This window comes from Vibrio sp. SSH13-20 (assembly GCF_040104475.1).
GTDB classification, from domain to species: Bacteria; Pseudomonadota; Gammaproteobacteria; order Enterobacterales; family Vibrionaceae; genus Vibrio; species Vibrio harveyi.
This window is the reverse complement of record NZ_JBECOU010000005.1, coordinates 269,891-290,414: the sequence shown is the minus strand read 5'-3', so window position 1 is coordinate 290,414 and position 20,524 is coordinate 269,891. Positions and strand designations below refer to the sequence as shown.

21 protein-coding genes and 1 riboswitch are annotated in these 20,524 nt (G+C 45.8%); of the genes, 8 read left to right on the top strand and 13 right to left on the bottom strand.

Features of this window, described 5'->3' with window-relative positions; genetic code table 11:
* Positions 1 to 33: 33 nt before the first annotated feature.
* Complete coding sequence (apaG, locus tag ABMY42_RS16525; protein WP_005450471.1) at positions 34 to 414, top strand: Co2+/Mg2+ efflux protein ApaG; 381 nt, start codon at positions 34 to 36, stop codon at positions 412 to 414.
* A gap of 12 nt (positions 415 to 426) precedes the next feature.
* The gene (gene apaH, locus ABMY42_RS16520; RefSeq protein ID WP_005450472.1) at positions 427 to 1,233 is read left to right on the top strand and encodes a bis(5'-nucleosyl)-tetraphosphatase (symmetrical) ApaH; all 807 of its coding nucleotides are present in this window, start codon (positions 427 to 429) and stop codon (positions 1,231 to 1,233) included.
* Between the two features lie 67 nt (positions 1,234 to 1,300).
* On the opposite strand, the gene folA is transcribed toward apaH, so the two are convergent.
* The 6 genes from folA to rplU all read right to left on the bottom strand — a co-directional run bounded on the left by folA (position 1,301) and on the right by rplU (position 5,339).
* Positions 1,301 to 1,780, bottom strand: a complete 480-nt coding sequence (gene folA, locus ABMY42_RS16515) for a type 3 dihydrofolate reductase (RefSeq protein WP_269986541.1) — start codon at positions 1,778 to 1,780, stop codon at positions 1,301 to 1,303.
* A gap of 9 nt (positions 1,781 to 1,789) precedes the next feature.
* Entirely contained in the window at positions 1,790 to 2,263 is a 474-nt protein-coding gene (locus tag ABMY42_RS16510; RefSeq protein WP_009698851.1) for a threonine/serine exporter family protein, read from the bottom strand.
* Entirely contained in the window at positions 2,263 to 3,063 is an 801-nt protein-coding gene (locus ABMY42_RS16505) for a threonine/serine exporter family protein (RefSeq protein WP_017817252.1), read from the bottom strand. The genes ABMY42_RS16510 and ABMY42_RS16505 overlap by 1 nt, the downstream gene beginning before the upstream one ends.
* 302 nt (positions 3,064 to 3,365) lie before the next feature.
* Positions 3,366 to 4,538: an Obg family GTPase CgtA gene (gene cgtA / locus ABMY42_RS16500; RefSeq protein WP_005450476.1), complete on the bottom strand. Its 1,173-nt coding sequence runs from the start codon at positions 4,536 to 4,538 to the stop codon at positions 3,366 to 3,368.
* A gap of 211 nt (positions 4,539 to 4,749) precedes the next feature.
* Positions 4,750 to 5,007, bottom strand: a complete 258-nt coding sequence (gene rpmA / locus ABMY42_RS16495) for a 50S ribosomal protein L27 (RefSeq protein WP_005383095.1) — start codon at positions 5,005 to 5,007, stop codon at positions 4,750 to 4,752.
* Positions 5,008 to 5,027: 20 nt separating this feature from the next.
* A complete protein-coding gene (rplU, locus tag ABMY42_RS16490; protein WP_000271393.1) occupies positions 5,028 to 5,339 on the bottom strand; it encodes a 50S ribosomal protein L21 in 312 nt (103 codons plus the stop codon).
* Between the two features lie 257 nt (positions 5,340 to 5,596).
* Here rplU and ispB point away from each other — a divergent pair, with 257 nt between their 5' ends.
* Positions 5,597 to 6,568, top strand: a complete 972-nt coding sequence (gene ispB / locus ABMY42_RS16485) for an octaprenyl diphosphate synthase (protein WP_005450493.1) — start codon at positions 5,597 to 5,599, stop codon at positions 6,566 to 6,568.
* A 75-nt stretch (positions 6,569 to 6,643) separates the two neighbouring features.
* On the opposite strand, the gene ABMY42_RS16480 is transcribed toward ispB, so the two are convergent.
* Both ABMY42_RS16480 and mdh read right to left on the bottom strand, forming a co-directional pair.
* On the bottom strand, positions 6,644 to 6,835 hold the full coding sequence (locus ABMY42_RS16480) for a hypothetical protein (RefSeq protein WP_005430528.1): 192 nt from the start codon (positions 6,833 to 6,835) through the stop codon (positions 6,644 to 6,646).
* A gap of 133 nt (positions 6,836 to 6,968) precedes the next feature.
* Positions 6,969 to 7,904 carry a malate dehydrogenase gene (gene mdh, locus ABMY42_RS16475; protein WP_005450494.1) on the bottom strand — a complete coding sequence of 312 codons (936 nt, stop codon included), beginning with the start codon at positions 7,902 to 7,904 and terminating at the stop codon, positions 6,969 to 6,971.
* Between the two features lie 358 nt (positions 7,905 to 8,262).
* Here mdh and argR point away from each other — a divergent pair, with 358 nt between their 5' ends.
* The 4 genes from argR to ABMY42_RS16455 all read left to right on the top strand — a co-directional run bounded on the left by argR (position 8,263) and on the right by ABMY42_RS16455 (position 13,454).
* The gene (gene argR / locus ABMY42_RS16470; RefSeq protein WP_005430583.1) at positions 8,263 to 8,733 is read left to right on the top strand and encodes a transcriptional regulator ArgR; all 471 of its coding nucleotides are present in this window, start codon (positions 8,263 to 8,265) and stop codon (positions 8,731 to 8,733) included.
* Positions 8,734 to 9,117: 384 nt separating this feature from the next.
* Positions 9,118 to 10,086, top strand: a complete 969-nt coding sequence (locus ABMY42_RS16465; RefSeq protein WP_009698854.1) for a TAXI family TRAP transporter solute-binding subunit — start codon at positions 9,118 to 9,120, stop codon at positions 10,084 to 10,086.
* Between the two features lie 306 nt (positions 10,087 to 10,392).
* Positions 10,393 to 12,972, top strand: coding sequence for a TRAP transporter permease (locus tag ABMY42_RS16460; RefSeq protein ID WP_005450496.1), 2,580 nt, complete (start codon positions 10,393 to 10,395; stop codon positions 12,970 to 12,972).
* 44 nt (positions 12,973 to 13,016) lie between these two features.
* Positions 13,017 to 13,454: a universal stress protein gene (locus ABMY42_RS16455; RefSeq protein ID WP_005450497.1), complete on the top strand. Its 438-nt coding sequence runs from the start codon at positions 13,017 to 13,019 to the stop codon at positions 13,452 to 13,454.
* A gap of 71 nt (positions 13,455 to 13,525) precedes the next feature.
* Here ABMY42_RS16455 and thiQ read toward each other — a convergent pair whose 3' ends face one another.
* The 5 genes from thiQ to mpl form a co-directional block, all read right to left on the bottom strand.
* A complete protein-coding gene (gene thiQ / locus ABMY42_RS16450; protein WP_349266555.1) occupies positions 13,526 to 14,230 on the bottom strand; it encodes a thiamine ABC transporter ATP-binding protein in 705 nt (234 codons plus the stop codon).
* Positions 14,230 to 15,816: a thiamine/thiamine pyrophosphate ABC transporter permease ThiP gene (gene thiP / locus ABMY42_RS16445; protein WP_154203229.1), complete on the bottom strand. Its 1,587-nt coding sequence runs from the start codon at positions 15,814 to 15,816 to the stop codon at positions 14,230 to 14,232. Before thiP ends, thiQ begins: the two co-directional genes overlap by 1 nt.
* 14 nt (positions 15,817 to 15,830) lie before the next feature.
* Positions 15,831 to 16,823: a thiamine ABC transporter substrate binding subunit gene (thiB, locus tag ABMY42_RS16440; protein WP_005450500.1), complete on the bottom strand. Its 993-nt coding sequence runs from the start codon at positions 16,821 to 16,823 to the stop codon at positions 15,831 to 15,833.
* Between the two features lie 69 nt (positions 16,824 to 16,892).
* Positions 16,893 to 17,042, bottom strand: a riboswitch (TPP riboswitch).
* A 32-nt stretch (positions 17,043 to 17,074) separates the two neighbouring features.
* Positions 17,075 to 17,713, bottom strand: a complete 639-nt coding sequence (locus ABMY42_RS16435) for a flavin prenyltransferase UbiX (protein ID WP_005450501.1) — start codon at positions 17,711 to 17,713, stop codon at positions 17,075 to 17,077.
* The gene (gene mpl, locus ABMY42_RS16430; protein WP_349266554.1) at positions 17,713 to 19,071 is read right to left on the bottom strand and encodes a UDP-N-acetylmuramate:L-alanyl-gamma-D-glutamyl-meso-diaminopimelate ligase; all 1,359 of its coding nucleotides are present in this window, start codon (positions 19,069 to 19,071) and stop codon (positions 17,713 to 17,715) included. Before mpl ends, ABMY42_RS16435 begins: the two co-directional genes overlap by 1 nt.
* 314 nt (positions 19,072 to 19,385) lie before the next feature.
* Between mpl and fbp the strand changes: the two genes are divergently transcribed.
* The gene (gene fbp, locus ABMY42_RS16425; RefSeq protein WP_005450509.1) at positions 19,386 to 20,402 is read left to right on the top strand and encodes a class 1 fructose-bisphosphatase; all 1,017 of its coding nucleotides are present in this window, start codon (positions 19,386 to 19,388) and stop codon (positions 20,400 to 20,402) included.
* The last annotated feature ends 122 nt before the right edge of the window (positions 20,403 to 20,524 follow it).

Below are 20,524 nucleotides of genomic sequence, written 5' to 3'. Positions count from 1 at the left end.
ATTATTGGGATATTACGTTTCTGAGGAGTGCACATGGACGTCATTCAACCTTGCATTAAGATTCAAGTTCATACCAAATACATCGAAGAACAGTCCAATCCAGAGCTACAACGCTATGTGTTCGCTTACGTCATCACAATAAAAAACCTCAGCCAACAAACGGTACAATTAGTCAGTCGTCGCTGGTTGATTACCGACTCCAACGGTAAACAAATGACGGTAGAGGGCGAAGGTGTTGTTGGTCAACAACCCTTTATCGCAGGTAATGACGAGTATACTTACAGCAGTGGCACTGCGTTAGAAACACCAGTTGGTGTCATGCAGGGACACTACATGTTACTGGATGAAAAAGGACAGGAATTCATCACTGAGATTGACCCATTCCGCTTGGCTGTTCCTAACGTCTTAAATTAATCAGGAGACTCTGTGGCTAACTACATTGTTGGAGACATCCAAGGCTGTTTTGACGAGCTTCAACAGCTATTAGAGCAAGTTAATTTTTCTGTAGAACATGACCAACTTTGGTTAGCTGGCGACCTTGTCGCTCGAGGTCCTAAATCATTAGAAACACTGCGCTTTGTTCGTTCTCTTGGTGACAGCGCTAAAGTCGTGCTCGGTAATCATGACCTGCATCTTATGGCGGTCTCGCAAGGACTCAAAAAGGTCAAAGATAAAGACAAAACCGCACCCATATTCTCTGCCCCAGACAAAGACGAATTACTGACTTGGCTCGCTCAACAACCACTACTTGCAGAACACGATGAGTTTGTAATGTGCCATGCCGGTATTTCTCCGCTATGGGATCTTGAAACCGCCAGAGCCTGTGCCCGTGAAGTGGAAGCGATCATTCGAAGTGAACAATTACCTTGGCTGCTAGAAAACATGTACAGCAACCAACCTGATCTTTGGGATGAATCCCTATCGGGACTTGATCGCTATCGCTATACCATCAATGCCTTTACCCGTATGCGTTTCTGCTTTCCTGATGGGCGACTGGATATGGATTGTAAATTGCCACCGCAAGAAGTATCAGAGGATGAACTGGTGCCGTGGTTTAAGTTACCGCAAAGAATCCCTCTAGAAAAAGCGGTACTTTTTGGGCATTGGGCGGCACTGCAAGGTCATATCGATGAAAGCATTATTGGACTTGATACGGGCTGCGTTTGGGGGGGCTCACTAACTATGATTCGTTGGGAAGACAAACAAGTCTTCATTCAAGAAGCTCTCAGTTAACGGCTCTGATTGCCGGACTAAAAAACAAAAAGCACCGCGTTTGCGGTGCTTTTCTCATTCTATCCGATTACTTTTCAAGGACAGTAAAACGCATGTTGTAAGCGTTTTTCCCATCTGCTTGGTATGCCTCAGAGTACGTTTCTTTAAACTCAATACCCCAATCAGGGAACTGAGTATCGCCCTCAATTTCAGCTTCGATATGAGTCACATACAACTTGGTTGCCATTGGCAGACAAGCTGCGTAAATCGCACCACCACCAATGATCATCACCTCTTCCACCTCACCCGCAACGTCTAATGCTTGCTCAATCGATGTGACAGTTGTGACACCTTCAATACAAAGTGACTCATCACGACTGATGACAATGTTCAAACGACCAGGTAGAGGACGCCCGATCGATTCATAGGTCTTACGTCCCATCACAACAGGCTTGCCCATAGTGCAGCGCTTAAACCATGCAAAATCTGCAGGAAGATGCCAAGGCATCTGGTTGTCTTTACCGATGATTCGATTGTCTGCCATCGCGGCAATCATGCTGATGATCATATTGGGTCCTTATACTATGGGTCTGCGGCGATAGAATAACAGCCCCGGAACCGCCAAGCCAACCGCTAAGCCTGCAATAATAAACATCGCCTTAAGAAAGTTTTCCATGCACGTCGCAATGAGTTCAGGCGAATAACCTAAGTGGTTTATCTCAACCATGGCTATCATGGCTTTATAAGCGAATACCCCTGGAACCATAGGGATTAAAGCAGCCACGGTGAATACTTTTGGATGAGCCAGAAAGCGATGGGACCAGTGAACACCTATCAAGCCCACTAAAGTCGCCGCGAAAAAGGTCGCCCACTCAATTGGCAAGCCAAAGTGCATCATTAGATAACGGCTACCATGACCGATCGCACCACCTGCCGCACAGTACTTAAGTGCCTTTTGTGGCACGTTAAAGACCATAGCAAAACCAACCGCAGGAATAGCGGCAAAGAACATGTCGTTTAAAAGCCCTAAAATCAGCTCAAATACACTCATTAGCTCATCCATCCCCAAATACCGGTTACTTCCATTGCAGCAACAATACCAAGACAAGTAGCTAGAGTGAGCAAACTCGCCATAGTGAAACGTGCAATGCCCATGTTGATATGACCTTTCAACATATCGGCAACCGAGTTAATCAATGGAAAGCCTGGAACCAGCATTAATACGGAAGACGCCATGGCAACAGTCGGCAAGTTACCAATTTCGAAGATAACCGCTTGAGCTGAAATCAACGTCGTAACAAAGGCCGTAACAGCAAAATTGAGAAGGGGATTAAAGTGTCGATGACCAATTTCTTGTCGCACGATCATACCGCCAGCAGAAGCAAGAAAAGTCATGACAAACACCCCTAAATCACCTCCAGCCAAATGACTGAATGCCGCACAGGAAAGCCCTATCATAAATACAACTAACCAACGGTTATAGCGCTCAGGACTGATACTATTGAGCTTCTTCTGCGCCATTTTCACATCAAGTAAGCCACGCTCCATCATGATACAAATGCGTTGGATCTGAGTTATCACACGCATATTAATGCCACGATCCGCACAGCTTCTTGTGGTGGTGATGCAGTGATCGTCCTTTACGGTCGTCACCACTAAAGCATTGGCTGATAATGCCACCGCAACGTCACTCACACCGCATGCAATGCCAATGCGCTGCATAATGTCACTAACCAGCGTACTTTCTGCCCCATGGGCTAATAACATTTGCCCTGCTTGGGCAACAAGCCGAGAGATGGCTCTTTGATTGGATGCCGTCGTAGTACAAGACGGTATAGCTTCCAGTGTCATAAATACTTCCTAAGTCCATTTATACCCAAGTAACCTCAAGACGTTTGGTTCAGCAGAATGTCTTGGGTTGTAGACGCACAGCGATTTAAGGATTTAGTGAACCTAAATTAAAAATCGACAACAAAGTGCACAAGCCAAGACAACTCGCCCTTTGTAAGCGTGTCATCGACTCGCTCTGACTCCTTCGCCTTGAAGTCACTTGGGTATAATTTATTATTGTGCCGTAAATCACATCTACTAAATATGATTTAGATACAAAAAAAGCCGCAATACACATTGCGGCTTAGTGAATTAGCTAGCGATTAGTCGCGGACGTAAACAACGTGACCGTCGTCTTCTTCATCGTCCCAGTCATCCCAATCGTCGTCGTCTTCAGTAACAACGTCTTTACCAGCGATCGCGTCTTTATGGTAGTCATCCCACATGAAGTTAACTTTATCTTCTTCAGCAACTTCTTCCTCTTCGCGAGGTAGGTTTTCCATAAAGTCAGCTAACTTGTAGCAAAGCTCTTTTGTGCCGTTACGGTTGATCGCCGAGATCTTAAAGTACTCGTCTTCCCAACCTAGCGCATCCAAGATCTCTTGGATCTTTTCATTCGCTTCTTCTTCAGGCATCAGATCCGTTTTGTTGAAAACTAACCAACGAGGTTTGCCTGCTAGTTTTTCACTGTACTGCTCTAACTCATCAATGATAGTTAGGGCATTTTGGATTGGATCTGACTGATCGATTGGCATGATATCGATCATGTGCAGCAACACACGACAACGTTCTAGGTGCTTAAGGAAGCGAATACCTAGACCAGCACCGTCAGCTGCGCCTTCAATTAGACCTGGAATGTCTGCAACAACAAAGCTTTTCTCAGGTACGACACTCACTACACCCAAGCTTGGGATTAACGTAGTAAATGGGTAATCAGCTACTTTTGGTTTTGCTGCTGATACTGCGCGGATAAAGGTTGATTTACCTGCATTAGGCAGACCAAGCATACCAACATCAGCCAATAGCAATAGTTCTAAACGGATCTCACGGATTTCACCTTTAGTACCCAGCGTTCTCTGACGAGGTGCGCGGTTTACTGAAGATTTGAAACGCGTGTTACCAAGACCGTGCCAGCCGCCTTTAGCGACCATCACTTTCTTACCGTGTTCTGCTACTTCGGCAACGATTTCGTTAGTGTGGATATCAACTGCGCGAGTACCTACTGGCACGCGAAGTGTGATGTCTTTACCACGTTTACCAGTACAGTTACCGCCGCGACCGTTTTCACCGCGTTCTGCTTCGTAAAAGCGTTGGAAACGGTAATCGATCAGGGTATTTAGGTTTTCATCGGCTTGGATGTATACATCACCACCATCACCACCGTCGCCACCATCAGGGCCACCTTTAGTGATGAATTTTTCACGCCAGAAACTTACAACGCCGCTACCGCCGTCACCAGCCTGAACTTTTACTACCGCTTCATCTACGAACTTCATCTTTTACTCCGACTACTTCGTGCGTGGATTAAATCTGATTTGCCATCAAACAATTTTAGCAGATGACAGATCTAAGCTCCCAGATTCCAACCGCGATGGGCTAAAACGAGAAACTTGAATATGCCGACTGCTACAAATAAAAAACCCCGCCGAATCGGCAGGGCTTTTGAATTCAGCTATAAAGCTTTAGTAATTAACCTAAAAGGTAAAATTACTCAGCTTCGATGCTTACAAACTTACGGTTCTTAGGACCTTTAACCTCGAACTTCACCTTACCTTCAGTAAGAGCGAATAGAGTGTGGTCTTTACCGATACCTACGTTGTTACCAGCGTGGAACTTAGTACCACGTTGACGAACGATAATGTTACCTGCAAGAACAGATTCACCACCGAAACGCTTAACACCTAGACGTTTGCTTTCTGAATCGCGGCCGTTACGAGTAGAACCACCAGCTTTTTTGTGTGCCATTGTTAAACTCTCCTAATAGATTAAGCGTTGATACCAGTGATCTTCACTTCAGTGAACCACTGACGGTGACCCTGTTGCTTACGAGAGTGCTTACGACGACGGAACTTAACGATTTTAACTTTATCGCCACGACCGTGTTGTACAACTTCAGCAACAACTTTGCCGCCCTCTACAAGAGGAGCACCAACTTTGATGTCTTCGCCGTTAGCAACAAGAAGAACTTTATCAAATTCTACAGTTGCACCAGTTTCAACGTCTAATTTCTCTAAACGAAGAGTTTGACCTTCGCTTACACGGTGTTGTTTACCACCAGATTGGAAAACAGCGTACATATTTTACTCCGCTTTTTCCGCACAGCCTTTTCATGAGGGTGTGCGCTAAACTAATCATCAATAGGGCGCAGATTCTACAGAAGAGATGCCCCTATGACAAGCCATATTTTGAAAAAATTGGCGAAAAGCTAATCGCCAAAGAAAAGTGCGGCAATCATGCCCTTTAGTAATGTATTAATCAACGTTTTTTAGTGTATTATTCGACAATTATATAAATCGAATAAGCCTTGCAGGGTCTAACTTCAGCCGGATATACGATGGATTTTAAAACTATCCAAGCGCTTACTGCCGATGACATGGCAAAAGTGAATGAAACAATTCAAGCCCAACTAAATTCTGATGTCTCTTTAATCAACCAACTCGGTTTCTATATCGTGAGTGGTGGAGGCAAACGCCTGAGACCACTTCTGGCGATATTGTCAGCTCGTGCTCTTGGTTACCAAGGTAACGGTCATACCATGGCTGCGGCGTTTATCGAGTTCATCCATACTGCGACTCTGTTGCACGATGATGTAGTTGATGAATCTGACATGCGCCGTGGTAAAGCGACAGCGAATGCTGCGTTTGGTAATGCCGCGAGCGTGTTAGTTGGGGACTTTATTTATACTCGCTCATTTCAAATGATGACTGAGCTAGGATCAATGAAGATCCTTAAACTGATGAGTGATGCAGTTAATGTGATCGCAGAAGGTGAGGTTCAGCAGTTAATGAACTGTAATGATCCTGACACGACTGAAGAAAGCTATATGCAGGTCATCTACTCAAAAACTGCGCGTCTGTTTGAATCAGCAACGCAGATTGGTGCCATCTTAAATGACGCACCAGAAGAAGTAGAAGTGGCATTGCAAAACTACGGCAAATACCTTGGCACCGCATTCCAACTGATCGATGACGTGATGGACTATACGTCAGACGGTGAGGATATGGGTAAGAATGTTGGTGACGATTTGGCTGAAGGCAAACCAACGCTTCCTCTATTGCATGCGATGCGCAATACCACGCCAGATAACGCAGCGATGATTCGTGAAGCTATCGAGAAAGCTAACGGTATGGATCGACTAGAAGATATCTTAACGGTTATGCAGCAAGCTGGTTCTCTTGAGTACACAACACAAAAAGCGTTAGAAGAAGCCGATAAAGCCATTGCTGAGTTGGCGGTGCTGCCTGAATCCGACTATAAGCAAGCACTAATTACACTCGCTCATATGTCTGTGAAGCGCACTAGCTAACAAAAAAGAAAGACCCAAAAGTAAAAAGGAAGAGTCATGCTCTTCCTTTTTGTTATCTTTTACTGGTAACAGTCCTTAGTAATATTGATCGCAGTTACCATGCAACTGTGGGTTGTCTTCTATTTCATCAAAGCTTACCGCAAGCTGCTCTTCTGACCCCTGCTTCGCCAATAGAACGGTTTCAGCTTCTTGATCGACGACCAAGATGGTGCCAACACCTTGCTGACACTCTACAACCATACCTTTACGGATTCGACTCGCTTCCATCATCTTCTCCTTCACAAAGTTGTTTGGTTCTGACTCTGATACGGCAAGCCAAAAGAAAGGATCAAAAAAGCCGATCCTAAGATCGGCTTTCTTTGCTATTTGTCTTGTTTACATGCTTTGCATGTAGAGACGCTTATTTTGCGAATTCAACACCAATGTTGATATCACCATTTAGCGTTTCTAGCATGCCATCAAGTGCCGACTTCTCGTAGTCGCTTAATGCGCCGTAGCTTAGAACTTCTTCTACGCCATCTTTACCTAGCTTCACAGGTTGCGCGAAGTAAGGAGCATGCTCGCTATCGCCTTCAACATATGCACACTCGATCACGCCTTCTTCACCTTGAAGAGCACGAACTAGCGCTAGACCAAAGCGACATGCCGCCTGACCCATAGACAGAGTTGCACTACCGCCACCCGCTTTTGCTTCTACAACTTCTGTACCTGCGTTTTGGATACGCTTCGTCAGAGCTTCTACTTCTTCAGCCGTGAACTCAACACCTTCAACTTGAGAAAGTAGAGGAAGAATCGTTACGCCAGAGTGACCACCGATAACAGGCACGCGGATATCACCTGGATCTTTGTCTTTTAGCTCAGCAACGAATGTTTCTGAACGGATAACATCTAGCGTCGTTACACCAAACAGCTTGCGCTTGTCGTAAACGCCTGCTTTTTTCAACACTTCAGCAGCAATTGGCACCGTTGTGTTCACTGGGTTAGTGATGATACCTACACATGCTGTTGGACATACAACGGCAATCTTCTCTGCTAGCGATTTAACGATGCCAGCATTTACGTTAAACAGATCCGCGCGATCCATACCAGGCTTACGAGCCACACCAGCTGAGATTAGCACCACGTCCGCACCTTCAAGTGCAGGCGTTGGATCTTCACCAGCGTAACCTTTGATAGAAACTGGAGTTGGGATATGGCTAAGATCAGCAGCCACACCAGGAGTTACTGGAGCAATATCATATAGGGCTAAATCAGAACCTGCAGGAAGACGGTTCTTAAGTAGAAGGGCCAGTGCTTGACCGATGCCGCCAGCGGCACCAATAACGGCTACTTTCATGTAGTTCTCCTTGAGAGTATTTCTCTTATAAACGTATTCGTAGGGTATTTTGTAACCAGCTGAAATAAAGCTATCGGAATCACAACTTGATTACAATCAATTAACGCCAGCTTTGCGACCTCGCGCAACTCACTGTTACCGTGCTACAAACAAAGGTCTGATTATTCTTTTATTCTGTTGAAATGACAAGAAATTCAACACAATAAATAGGTCAACGATTTCATACTTAAAGAATCCTATCCTGTTTAGGGTTTACAGTGATGGAATTAACATAATGTCGTGACTTTTTGGCACTGCATGAATATCTATGCGAGAATATGCAAAATTGCTGACCCTTGATAAGAGAATCATAACGACTATGCGCAATTCAGAAAAACAAGATAACTTAGTTCGCGCTTTTAAAGCCTTATTAAAAGAAGAGAGTTTTGGCTCACAGGGCGAAATCGTTGATGCACTAAAACAACAAGGTTTTGAAAGCATCAACCAATCTAAAGTCTCTCGCATGCTAACCAAGTTTGGTGCTGTCCGTACACGCAACGCAAAAATGGAGATGGTTTACTGTCTGCCTGCTGAGCTAGGTGTACCAACAGTGAGCAGCTCTCTACGCGAGTTGGTATTAGATATTGATCATAACGCCGCTTTGGTTGTCATTCATACAGGTCCAGGTGCTGCTCAACTGATCGCACGCTTGCTTGACTCTCTTGGCAAATCTGAGGGTATTCTTGGTGTCGTTGCGGGCGATGACACTATCTTCATTACCCCAACAATGCCAGTATCTACAGAACAACTGTTCAAATCTGTGTGTGAACTTTTCGAATACACAGGCTAAGTAACTGTTTGTGGGCTATGAAATTAATTGAATTTTGTAGCCCATTAAAAATGTAAATTTTTTGATTTTACAGCTTATTTTTCACCCAGCAATTTTGTGATCAACATCACGCTATTGGTTTTTTTAACACCTCTTCTCAAACTCATCATAAGTATTTGTTCTAGAAAGAATTAACTTACAAATTTATCTCCACTCTCAGTCGCAACATTTAGACTTATTCGCTATAACTTTTAACAATCGGATAATTTTCTGCCAATTTTTTGTTATGATTCGCTCGCTTTTTCAAACGATTGGATTGGAAAAGATGCCGTTTCCAAATAGGAAACTCCTGAAGTAATTTATGGTTATTTCCGGGTTAATAATGAATATAAGGAAGGGAAATTCATGGCATTTAACAAACTTCTTAAAGTAGGCGCTATCGCTGCAGCAGTTATGGGCGCAGGCGCAGTTAACGCTCAAGAGTTTATTACTATCGGTACTGGCTCTGTTACAGGTGTTTACTACCCTACTGGTGGTGCTATTTGTAAATTGGTAAACAAAGGTCGTAAAGATCACAACATTCGTTGTTCAGTAGAATCGACTGGCGGCTCAATTTACAACGTCAACACAATCCGTGCTGGCGAGCTAGACTTTGGTATCGTGCAATCGGATTGGCAGTACCACGGCTACAACGGTACGAGCAAGTTTGCTGAACAAGGTCCGTACAAAAAACTACGCGCAATGTTCTCTCTTCACACAGAACCTTTTAACATCATTGCACGTGCAGATTCTGGTATCGAAAACGTTAAAGACCTGAAAGGTAAACGTGTAAACATCGGTAACCCAGGTTCTGGCGACCGCGCAACAATGGGTGTAGTGATGGATGCAATGGGCTGGACTAACGACAGCTTCAAGCTAGCATCAGAGCTTAAAGGCTCAGAGCGTTCACAAGCTCTATGTGACAACAAGATCGACGCGTTCATCTACATGGTTGGTCACCCGAACGGTTCAATCAAAGAAGCAACAACCTCTTGTGACGCGAAACTGATCCCTGCGACAGGTCCAGAGATCGACAAGATCGTTGCTGAAAACCCTTACTACGCGTTTAGCACAGTACCTGCTGGTATGTACCGTGGTACAGACAAAGACGTAAACAGCTTTGGTGTTGCGGCAACAATGGTAACAACATCAGACGTTTCTGATGATGTCGCTTACAACGTGGCAAAAGCGGTGTTTGAAAACTTCGACACATTCAAACGTCTACATCCTGCATTTGCAAACCTGAAGAAAGAAGACATGGTGAAAGCTGGTCTTTCTATCCCTCTTCACCCAGGTGCAGTGAAATACTACAAAGAAGTAGGTCTGCTTAAGTAAGCAACTACTGACTTCAAGCTCAGGCAGAAACGGATCGCTTTCTGCCTGATTGAGTATGCTGGCGGGACAGCCCCATCAGCATACTTTGTTCAATTTGCTTTATGCAATCTGCCGATTTCTTTCGGAAGTCGCGCTCATACCTAAGAAAAAGAAAACGCACCTTTACCACTCTCATCGTTCAATGAGTTTAAGGGTTATCGCGGTTCAATCGAAAGCAAACTTCGCTCTATTCACTACACTGTTATAGCGAAGCGAGGTTCTCGAAACATAAAACAGACAGGACCATCAATAATAAGGAAAAAGTACATGGCGACGAACAACACTCCGTCACAAGATGTGCAAGAGATGGTGGCTCAGGCAGACACAGGTGCGCGTAGCCCAATGGGCTTGCAAGGTCGAATCCTATGGTTCGTACCACTGTGCTGGTCGCTATTTCAATTATGGTATGCCTCTCCGCTACCATTTATTTTTAATTTTGGCGTACTCAATGACACTGAAGCGCGAGCAATTCATTTAACTTTTGCTACTTTTCTCGCTTTCACTGCTTATCCAGCAATGAAAAACTCTCCGCGTGATCATATCCCTTTGATTGACTGGATATTGGCACTAGCGGGCAGTTTTGCGGCAGCTTACATTTATATTTTCTACACTGAGCTTGCCGGCCGTTCAGGCGCACCAACCACTGTCGATATCGTGGTATCAGTCACTGGTATGGCATTGTTGCTTGAAGCAACACGTCGTGCACTGGGTCCCCCTTTGATGGTCGTTGCAGCCGTATTCCTGACTTACACCTTCGCTGGGCCATACATGCCAGATGTTATTGCTCATAAAGGCGCAAGCTTAAACAAAGCGATGTCGCATCTGTGGTTAACAACAGAGGGTGTATTCGGCGTGGCGCTTGGCGTATCAACGTCTTTCGTATTCTTGTTCGTACTGTTTGGTGCCATGCTAGAGCGCGCAGGTGCTGGTGCTTACTTCATCAAAGTTGCTTTCTCACTGCTTGGTCACATGAAAGGTGGTCCAGCGAAAGCCGCAGTGGTTGCATCAGGTCTATCCGGTCTAGTTTCAGGTTCATCCATCGCTAACGTAGTAACGACAGGTACGTTTACGATTCCATTGATGAAGCGAGTTGGCTTCCCTGGAACAAAAGCGGGTGCTGTTGAAGTTGCAGCCTCTACTAACGGTCAGCTCACACCACCTATCATGGGTGCAGCGGCATTCTTGATGGTAGAGTACGTCGGTATCTCTTACGTTGAAGTCATCAAAGCTGCTCTACTTCCAGCACTGATTTCTTACATCGCCTTGATTTACATTGTTCACCTAGAAGCATGTAAAGCTGGCATGACAGGGCTTCCTCGTCGCCACAACCCAACAATGCTACAAAGCCTATTGTCATTTACTGGCACTATTCTCGGTTTGTGCGTTATCAGTGCCTTGGTTTACTACGGTGTGGGTTGGACTAAAGACGTATTTGGCGATGCTGCTACAACCATCGTAACCATCGCGTTATTAATTGCTTACGTCGGTCTGGTGAAGATTTCAGCCAACCACGCCAAAGATGGTGCAATCGAAATTGATGCGGAACTCACTGAGGTCCCAGATCCGGGTCCAACAATTAAATCTGGCTTACATTTCCTATTGCCTATCGTCGTACTGGTTTGGTGTTTGACCGTTGAACGCTTTTCTCCGGGTCTATCGGCATTCTGGGCAACAGTATTCATGATCTTTATCTTGCTGACGCAACGCCCATTGATCGCATTACTGTCAAAACAAGGTGACTTGGTTGAACAAACTAAAGACGGCTTTGTTGACCTCGCAGAGAGCTTGGTGTCAGGCGCACGTAACATGATCGGTATCGGTGTCGCAACAGCAGCGGCAGGCACTGTAGTTGGTGTGGTCACCCTTACTGGTATTGGCTTGGTGATGACAGACTTCGTCGAGTTCATCTCTGGTGGTAGTGTCATACTCATGCTGCTGTTTACTGCGGTTATCAGTTTGATTCTGGGTATGGGTCTGCCAACAACTGCAAACTACATCGTTGTATCAACACTAATGGCACCGGTTATCGTAACTCTGGGGGCAGCTCATGGCTTGATCATCCCACTGATTGCGGTGCACTTATTCGTGTTCTACTTCGGTATATTGGCTGACGATACCCCTCCAGTAGGTTTGGCTGCATTTGCAGCTGCTGCAATTGCCAAGTCAGATCCGATTCGTACTGGTATTCAAGGCTTTACCTACGATATTCGGACTGCGATCCTGCCATTTATGTTCGTCTTCAACACTCAACTTCTATTGATGGGGATCGACACTTGGTGGCACTTAGCGCTGACCGTAATCTCTTCAATCATTGCCATGTTGATTTTCTCTGCGGCGACGCAAGGTTGGTGGTTCACACGTAACAAATGGTGGGAAACGGTCCTACTATTAGTATTAACGTTCTCTTTCTTCCGCCCTGGTTTCTGGTGGGACATGCTCTACCCAGCGAAAGTTCTTTCCCCTGGTGTTGAGATAGCTCAAATCACAGAAGGGCTAAATGTAGGAGAATCCCTAGAGTTACGTGTCGCTGGTGAAAACTTAGAAGGCGATTACATAGAGAAAACGGTACGTCTTCCGTTCGAAGATAAAGCGGCAACCGCTGAAGAGCGTATTTCTTCAATGGGTCTAATGCTGACCGAGAACGACGGCAAAATGATCGTAGACATGGTTGAATTTGGCAGCCCGGCAGAATCTTCTGGTATCGACTTCGATTGGGAGATCAAATGGGTAGTTCAAGACGCCGATCGACCGATGAAAGAGTGGGTATTTATCCCTTGTTTGATGATTTTGCTGGTACTTGCCCTGAACCAAAAACGTCGTGCTCGTAAGGAACAGTTGAGCGCATAACCGATTTGGCCTCGAGGATACGGGGCCTTAATGAGAGACATTGAATGTACAAACAAATTCTTGTTCCGGTTGATCTAAATGACCAAGGCTTTTCTGACCGCGCCGTTGAATTGGCGGTATGGCAGGCGAAGCAAGCCAATGCTGAAGTGCACCTGCTGACAGTATTGCCAGGCATCCATATGTCAATGGTCGCGAGTTACTTTCCGAAAGATGCCGCTGCAAAAATGAAGCAAGACGTAAAGCAGCAGCTAAAAGCGTTTGCTGATCAGCATATGGACGACGAAGTGATTTACAAGGTGCATGTTGCGGAAGGTAAAGCTTACGCAACCATCTTAGATTACGCAGAACGTTTAGGTGCAGACCTTATCATTATGCCAAGCCACAAACGTTCGAAGATCAACAAAGTGATGCTGGGCTCTGTAGCGAGTAAAGTAGTAGAGAACTCACCAATCAACGTTATGGTGGTGAAGCCTCAAGGCTAACGCGCTCATTCAAACTCAAAATGAAAGAAAAGGTTGATGCTCGCATCAACCTTTTTTCTGTCTTGGGCTAATTATCTCGCTGCTTTGACAAAAGCCTTCAATGTTTCGCTGCAATGTTGAGCATTGAGTTCGCGAATTTTACCCGACGCTTCTACCTGACCACCAGCAACAAAAGCAAAGTGGCTGGCGATGGCTCTGGCATCACTCAAATGGTGCGTGACCATCAATACCGTAATGCCGCGTTCAGCAGCCAACTGTTTAACCAGTGTCAGCATCTCTTCACGCAGCACTGGGTCTAGTGCAGAAAAAGGTTCGTCGAGTAACCACATTGGATGCGGTTGAACAAAACAACGCGCAAGAGCAACACGCTGGCGTTGACCGCCAGAAAGATGTTCAGGTAAACGGTCCAGATACTCAGCAACACCCACTTGCATTGCTGCTTGCTCGACAAGAAGCTTTTGGTCTGCCGTAAGCTTTAACCCCGGATGCAGCCCTAAACCAATGTTGTCCCTTACTGACAGGTGGGCAAACAGATTGTGTTCTTGGAACAGCATTGAAAACGGGCGCTGATACGGCTCTTTACTCACGATAGATGTGCCATCAACCAAGATATCGCCTAGGTCAGGATTAATGAATCCAGCAACCAAAGCGAGCAACGTTGATTTACCTGCACCGCTCGGTCCCATCAGCGACACGATTTGTCCGCGTTTAATCTCTAAATCAAAGCGAAATAGCTCACGTTGATAGGTGTACTGAACATCATCCAACACTAACATTATGCTTTCCCCTTTGTTTTTAATACTTTTTCAATCACAGCAAAGCAGCCTACGCTGAGTAATAGCAAGGTAACCGACACAACCGCTGCTGCATCCATTTGATAACTGCCCAGTAGTTGGAATAAATACAGCGGTAAGGTTCTAAATTCTTGCCCGCCAAACAAGGCGATCGCACTTAAGTCACCAATCGCAAACATAAAGCTGATGGCAAAAGCATGTGCAAACGGCTTACGCAGTGCTTGCCACTCCACGACTTTAAATCGTTGCCAACCACGCATCCCCAAACTGGCGCACACGTACTGGTACTGCTGCTCAATGTGCAACATGGGTTGAGATAAAGTTTTAATGACATAAGGCAATGCCATCAAGCCGTTAACCAAAATAACGACAAAAAACGCTAAGCTGAATACATCGGTAAACGATCGTAGTAACAGGAACAATCCCGTACTGATCACCAATCCCGGCGTTACTAAGATAATGGTTCCGATAAGCTCGATTTGGTCGGCGCGAGTGTTTTTGCACTGCAATCGCCAACGTCGGCTGGTCAGTAAAATCGACACGCCAGCAGCAACAGCAAGAGAGCTCGCGAGAACAGCGACTTTGATTGAATTAAGCAACGCGGACCAAAAACGCTCATCGGTCAATACCGTCCCAACTTGTTGGTTGATCCCACTGAACACCACCATCAAAAGTGGCGGTATTACTAGTAAAAAGGCACCTATGATCCAAAAGCTATCCCAAGCTTTTGACCACCCATGATCCTTCGTTAAATATTGCTGTACTGATGTACTGCCAGCGCTTACTGATACTGGCTTCGTCAACTTCTGTACGCCAATTGCTAACAAGCCACATAACAGCATTTGCCATAGTGCCAAAAGTGCCCCTGCCTGCAGATCAAAATCGAACTTAATTGCCTGATAAATGGCAAGCTCAATAGTGGTCGATTTCGGTCCGCCACCCAGCGCCATCACGGTGGCAAAGCTGGTAAAGCAAAGCATGAACACTAAGCCGCTTACGTGTGGTAATTGCTGCCTTAGGCGTGACCATTCTACCCAGCGGAATTTGTCCCAATGGCTCATTCCAAGGTGCGCACACAGTTTATGTTGCTCTGCGGGGATCGACTCTAATGCTTGCAAAAGTAGGCGCGCCGCATAGGGCATATTGAAGAACACATGCGCAAGTAAAATTCCGTTCAGACCATAGATGGAAAACGGCAGCTCAGCGTCGATACTTTTTAGCCATTGAGCCAATAAGCCGCTATTACCGTAAATCGCCAATAAGCCAAATACACCGACCAACACAGGCAGAACTAAGGTAGACGCAAACAACTTTAATAGTAGAGACTTACCATAGAACTCACGTCGAGAAAGCGCGTGCGCCACAGGGATCGCCAAACCGACACTCAAAATCGTAGAGAGGAAAGCTTGGTAGAAGCTGAACTTGGTGACGTGCTGATAGTATGGATCTCCCCACACTATAGACACATCAAGAGAAGGCGCTTGGACAATCAAAGCACCTAGGGCAGAAATAACAAAGGTCGCGATAATCATCGCGACCCCTAACCCTATTTTCGGAACAGAATTCAAAAGTAGAACCTATCTTAGAACGTCAATGCGCTTTGCCATTCACGAATCCAAGTCTTGCGCATTTTTGCTACTTCGTCTGCACTAAAGCTCAATGGTTTACTTGGTACGCTTAAGGTTTCAAAGCCTTTTGGTAATTCAACGTCAGTCACTGGGTACATCCAGTTGCCTGTTGGCATTGCCGATTGGAACTCATCACTCAAGATGAAATTCATAAACTCATCAGCAAGTTCCGCATTCTTTGAGCCTTTAACCTTAGCCGCTACTTCTACTTGCATGTAGTGACCTTCAGAAAAATCTGCGCTCGCATATTTCGCATCATCTTCTGCAATCAAATGGTACGCGGGAGAAGTCGTGTAAGACAGCACGAGATCGGACTCACCGTTCAAAAACATCGAGTAAGCTTCTGACCAGCCTTTCGTAACCGTAACTGTTTTCGTTGCCAGTTGCTTCCACGCTTGAGTCGCATCATCGCCGTAGATGGACTTCATCCACAGCATCAAACCTTGACCCGGCGTCGAAGTACGAGGGTCTTGGTAAATCACTTTCAGATCATCACGCTCTTCCACTAGCTCTTTCATGCTTTTTGGAGGATTCGCCAACTTCTCCTTGTTGTACACAAACGCAAAGTAGCCGTAATCGTACGGTACGAAGGTCTTATCATCCCAACCATTAGGCAAGGTCGTCTTCGATGTATCAACATTGTGCTCAGCCAGAAGCCCAGTCTTTTTCGCTTCCGCCATCAGGTTGTTATCCAAACCTAACACGATATCCGCTTTGCTATTGTTTCCTTCCAAGCGAAGGCGGTTAAGGATTGAAACACCGTCATCCAGAGCAACGAAATTAACGTCGCAACCGCATTTGGCTTCGAACGCTTTTTCAACTTTAGGACCAGGTCCCCAATCGGCAGCGAAAGAGTCGTAAGTGTAGACAGTTAGGGTGTTTTCAGCGGCAAACGCTGAAGTAGAAGTGATGGCTGCAAGGGCAATCAGACTAAGAGTGGTTTTCACTGCTCGCTCTCCATTTGCATTAGTAAACATGAGTTGAGCGGCACAGGGTTGAGGCGGTATCTAGGACTTCCAATATCCAGACTCAATTCCTACGCCAGCATTATCTGGTTCAGGTAATACGGGTCCCTGTTTGCTCAACAACGTTAAGCGATTAGGTCTCAGCACCCAATGGTATTGATAAGGTCAATGCCAAATGGGTTTGCTCCCCGATGAGTTGGATGGATTGTAAAGGTCTTTTATTGATTACACAATCAACGTTGGTCATAACCCCAACGTGGCACCAAGCCTTGCTCAATGCCCAAGTGATCAAGAATTCTCGCCACCATAAAATCCACTAAGTCTTCAATACTCTTTGGTTGATGATAAAAACCAGGAGCCGCAGGCATAATGGTGACGCCCATCTGAGAGAGCTTGTGCATGTTTTCAAGATGCAGCGTAGAGAAAGGCGTTTCACGCACCACAAGTAATAACTGTCCGCGCTCTTTCATTACCACATCCGCAGCGCGTTCAATCAAGTTATCCGACATGCCATGTGCAATGGCCGCAACACTCCCCGCAGAACATGGGCACACTACCATTTGCTTTGGTGCAGCAGAGCCCGATGCTACCGGAGAGAACCAATCGTCTTTGCCACAAACGGTGATGTTATCTGGATTGCAGTTGAGATGCTCAACTAACGCCTTTTGTGCCGCTTCAGGGCCGCTTGGTAATTTCAGATCATGCTCGGTTGCCATTACTACACGTGCAGCCGAAGAGATCAGCACATACACGTGATAATCCGCGGCAACCAAGCATTCAAGAAGACGAAGCCCATACGGGGCACCAGAGGCGCCCGTTAGTGCTAATGTGATGGCTTTTTTAGGGGTTACTTTTTGCTGCATAGATGTCATTAAGCTTTTTGTTTAAGTTGTTGCAGAAGCTTGCCGTGGATACCACCAAAGCCACCGTTACTCATCACGAGGATTTGGTCACCCGGCTGCGCTTGCTCTACGATTTTTGCGACAAAGCTGTCCATCTCTGCATCCACAAAAGCAGGTTGTTTACACTGGTCTGCAATCTCTTGTACCGACCAATCAATGTTGTCTGGTTGGAAGAGGAACACCTCATCAGCATTGTGCAATGAAGCCGCCAAAGTATTTTTGTGAACGCCGCGCTTCATCGTCGCAGAGCGAGGCTCTAAAACGGCAAGGATACGTTTTTCGCCAACCTTGTTACGTAAACCGCCCAATGTCAGTTCAATCGCCGTTGGATGATGAGCAAAATCATCATAAACCGTCACGCCTTGCTCTTCTCCTTTGAGCTCCAAGCGACGTTTGGTATTAATAAAGCGACCAAGAGCCTGACAAGCCAGTTCTGGTGCAACACCAACATGGCGAGCAGCAGCGATGGCCATCAAAGCGTTATCCACGTTGTGGTCACCAACAAGCTCCCAATCTACAACGCCTACTTTCTCGCCTTGCAGCAACACTTCAAATTTCGAGCCATCAACAACCAGTTTGCGTGCTTGCCAATCACCATCGACACCAGAGAACTGCTTTTCTGTCCAACAACCACGCTCGATCACATCTTGCAGCGACTGATCTTGCTTCGGAGCCAAGATCAAACCGTTCCCCGGAACAGTACGCACCAAATGATGGAATTGACGCTTTATCGCCTCTAGATCGTCAAAGATGTCTGCATGATCGAACTCAAGATTATTCATGATCAGTGTGCGTGGGTGGTAATGAACAAACTTAGATCGTTTGTCGAAAAAAGCACTGTCATATTCGTCTGCTTCGACGACGAAGAACATACTTTCACCCAAGCGAGCTGACACACCGAAGTTACCTAACACACCACCAACAAGAAAACCTGGTTGGTAACCGCAATCTTCTAAGATCCACGCCAACATACTTGAAGTGGTGGTTTTACCATGGGTACCCGATACCGCTAGAACCCAGCGATCGTGCAATAAGAACTCTTGTAACCATTGTGGGCCAGAGGTGTAACGCATATTGGTATTCAGCACATGCTCAACACATGGGTTACCACGGCTCATCGCGTTACCAATCACCACAAGATCTGGTTGAGGGTCAAGTTGAGAAGGGTCAAAGCCTTCAATAATTTCAATACCTTGAGACTCCAACAGGGTACTCATTGGTGGATAAACATTGGCATCCGAACCCGTCACTTTATGACCTAGCTGACGCGCTAAAATTGCCGCACCGCCCATAAACGTGCCGCAGATACCCAAGATATGAATGTGCATAAACTTAACCTTGTAATGCGTTCTTTAATCCTTTCATTATCGTGATAACCACCAGAAAAGCGAGAGCCTTTCGCTGTGTTCTTGCAGTCTCTTTCACAAATCTGACAGGGCTTAGCACTGACTGACCAAGCATTAACCAAGTGACAGACTTCTTATGCAATAAGACAAATAAATTGAGATCTCAGTCGGTTACTTCATTACCATTAATAAGATCCACGTCATAAACTTACATCTAGCGCAATCGTTTAACATCCATAAAGAGATGACCCCATTGCGCGACACCCCCAACGAAATGAAAAATGTAAGGATAAACCATGTCAGGACTGCGCACCCTAGGCGAATTCATTGTTGAGAAACAAGCGGATTTCCCCCACGCTAGCGGTGATCTTTCATCTCTCTTAGCTTCCATTCGTTTAGCTGCAAAAATTGTTAACCGTGAAATTAACGCGGCAGGTCTTGGTGATATCACCGGCGCTGTAGGTACGGAAAACGTACAAGGCGAAGATCAGCAAAAGCTTGATGTATACGCGAACGACAAGTTCAAAGCAGCACTCGAAGCACGTGACCAAGTGTGTGGCGTTGCAAGTGAAGAAGAAGATGAAGCGGTTGCGTTCAACAAAGAACTCAACCAAAACGCAAAATACGTTGTACTAATGGACCCACTCGATGGCTCATCAAACATCGATGTGAACGTATCAGTCGGTACGATTTTCTCTATTTACCGTCGAGTTTCTCCTATTGGTACCCCACCAACAGAAGAAGACTTCCTACAGCCTGGTCACAAACAAGTGGCAGCGGGCTACGTGATTTACGGCTCATCTACTATGTTGGTTTACACCACAGGTAATGGCGTAAACGGCTTCACTTACGATCCATCGATTGGCAGCTTCTGTCTTTCTCATGAAAACATGATGATCCCAGAAGACGGCAACATCTACTCGATCAACGAAGGTAACTACATCCGCTTCCCGCAGGGCGTGAAGAAGTACATCAAGTACTGTCAGGAGAATGTGCCTGAAGATGGTCGCCCATACACTTCTCGCTACATAGGCTCACTAGTTGCGGACTTCCATCGTAACTTGCTTAAAGGCGGCATTTACTTGTACCCAAGCACGCAAAGCCACCCTCAAGGCAAACTGCGTCTGTTGTACGAGTGCAACCCAATGGCATTCTTGATTGAGCAAGCTGGCGGTCTGGCATCTGACGGTGTAAACCGCATTATGGATTTGAAACCTACCGAACTGCACCAGCGTGTGCCTTTCTTTGTGGGTTCAAAGAACATGGTGAACAAAGTCGAAGAGTTTCTTGAGCTGAATCGCGAAGAAGACTAATTTCAGACCTTTGTCCAACGCGGCAGGTGTTTACCTGCCGCGTTTTTGTCGTTAAAGTGAACTGCGTAAATGTTAGCCAGATTAAGCCTCTCAGCGCTTAATCCTCAATGAAAAGGAATATT

Coding starts and splice junctions, on each gene's coding strand:
- mpl (WP_349266554.1), bottom strand. CDS start 19,071: ATGCACATTCATATCTTGGGTATCTGCGGCACGTTTATGGGCGGTGCG.
- ABMY42_RS16510 (WP_009698851.1), bottom strand. CDS start 2,263: ATGAGTGTATTTGAGCTGATTTTAGGGCTTTTAAACGACATGTTCTTT.
- ABMY42_RS16455 (WP_005450497.1), top strand. CDS start 13,017: ATGTACAAACAAATTCTTGTTCCGGTTGATCTAAATGACCAAGGCTTT.
- fbp (WP_005450509.1), top strand. CDS start 19,386: ATGTCAGGACTGCGCACCCTAGGCGAATTCATTGTTGAGAAACAAGCG.
- mdh (WP_005450494.1), bottom strand. CDS start 7,904: ATGAAAGTAGCCGTTATTGGTGCCGCTGGCGGCATCGGTCAAGCACTG.
- ABMY42_RS16435 (WP_005450501.1), bottom strand. CDS start 17,713: ATGACATCTATGCAGCAAAAAGTAACCCCTAAAAAAGCCATCACATTA.
- rplU (WP_000271393.1), bottom strand. CDS start 5,339: ATGTACGCTGTTTTCCAATCTGGTGGTAAACAACACCGTGTAAGCGAA.
- ABMY42_RS16480 (WP_005430528.1), bottom strand. CDS start 6,835: ATGGAAGCGAGTCGAATCCGTAAAGGTATGGTTGTAGAGTGTCAGCAA.
- ispB (WP_005450493.1), top strand. CDS start 5,597: ATGGATTTTAAAACTATCCAAGCGCTTACTGCCGATGACATGGCAAAA.
- rpmA (WP_005383095.1), bottom strand. CDS start 5,007: ATGGCACACAAAAAAGCTGGTGGTTCTACTCGTAACGGCCGCGATTCA.
- ABMY42_RS16465 (WP_009698854.1), top strand. CDS start 9,118: ATGGCATTTAACAAACTTCTTAAAGTAGGCGCTATCGCTGCAGCAGTT.
- folA (WP_269986541.1), bottom strand. CDS start 1,780: ATGATCATCAGCATGATTGCCGCGATGGCAGACAATCGAATCATCGGT.
- ABMY42_RS16460 (WP_005450496.1), top strand. CDS start 10,393: ATGGCGACGAACAACACTCCGTCACAAGATGTGCAAGAGATGGTGGCT.
- argR (WP_005430583.1), top strand. CDS start 8,263: ATGCGCAATTCAGAAAAACAAGATAACTTAGTTCGCGCTTTTAAAGCC.
- apaG (WP_005450471.1), top strand. CDS start 34: ATGGACGTCATTCAACCTTGCATTAAGATTCAAGTTCATACCAAATAC.
- cgtA (WP_005450476.1), bottom strand. CDS start 4,538: ATGAAGTTCGTAGATGAAGCGGTAGTAAAAGTTCAGGCTGGTGACGGC.
- thiQ (WP_349266555.1), bottom strand. CDS start 14,230: ATGTTAGTGTTGGATGATGTTCAGTACACCTATCAACGTGAGCTATTT.
- ABMY42_RS16505 (WP_017817252.1), bottom strand. CDS start 3,063: ATGACACTGGAAGCTATACCGTCTTGTACTACGACGGCATCCAATCAA.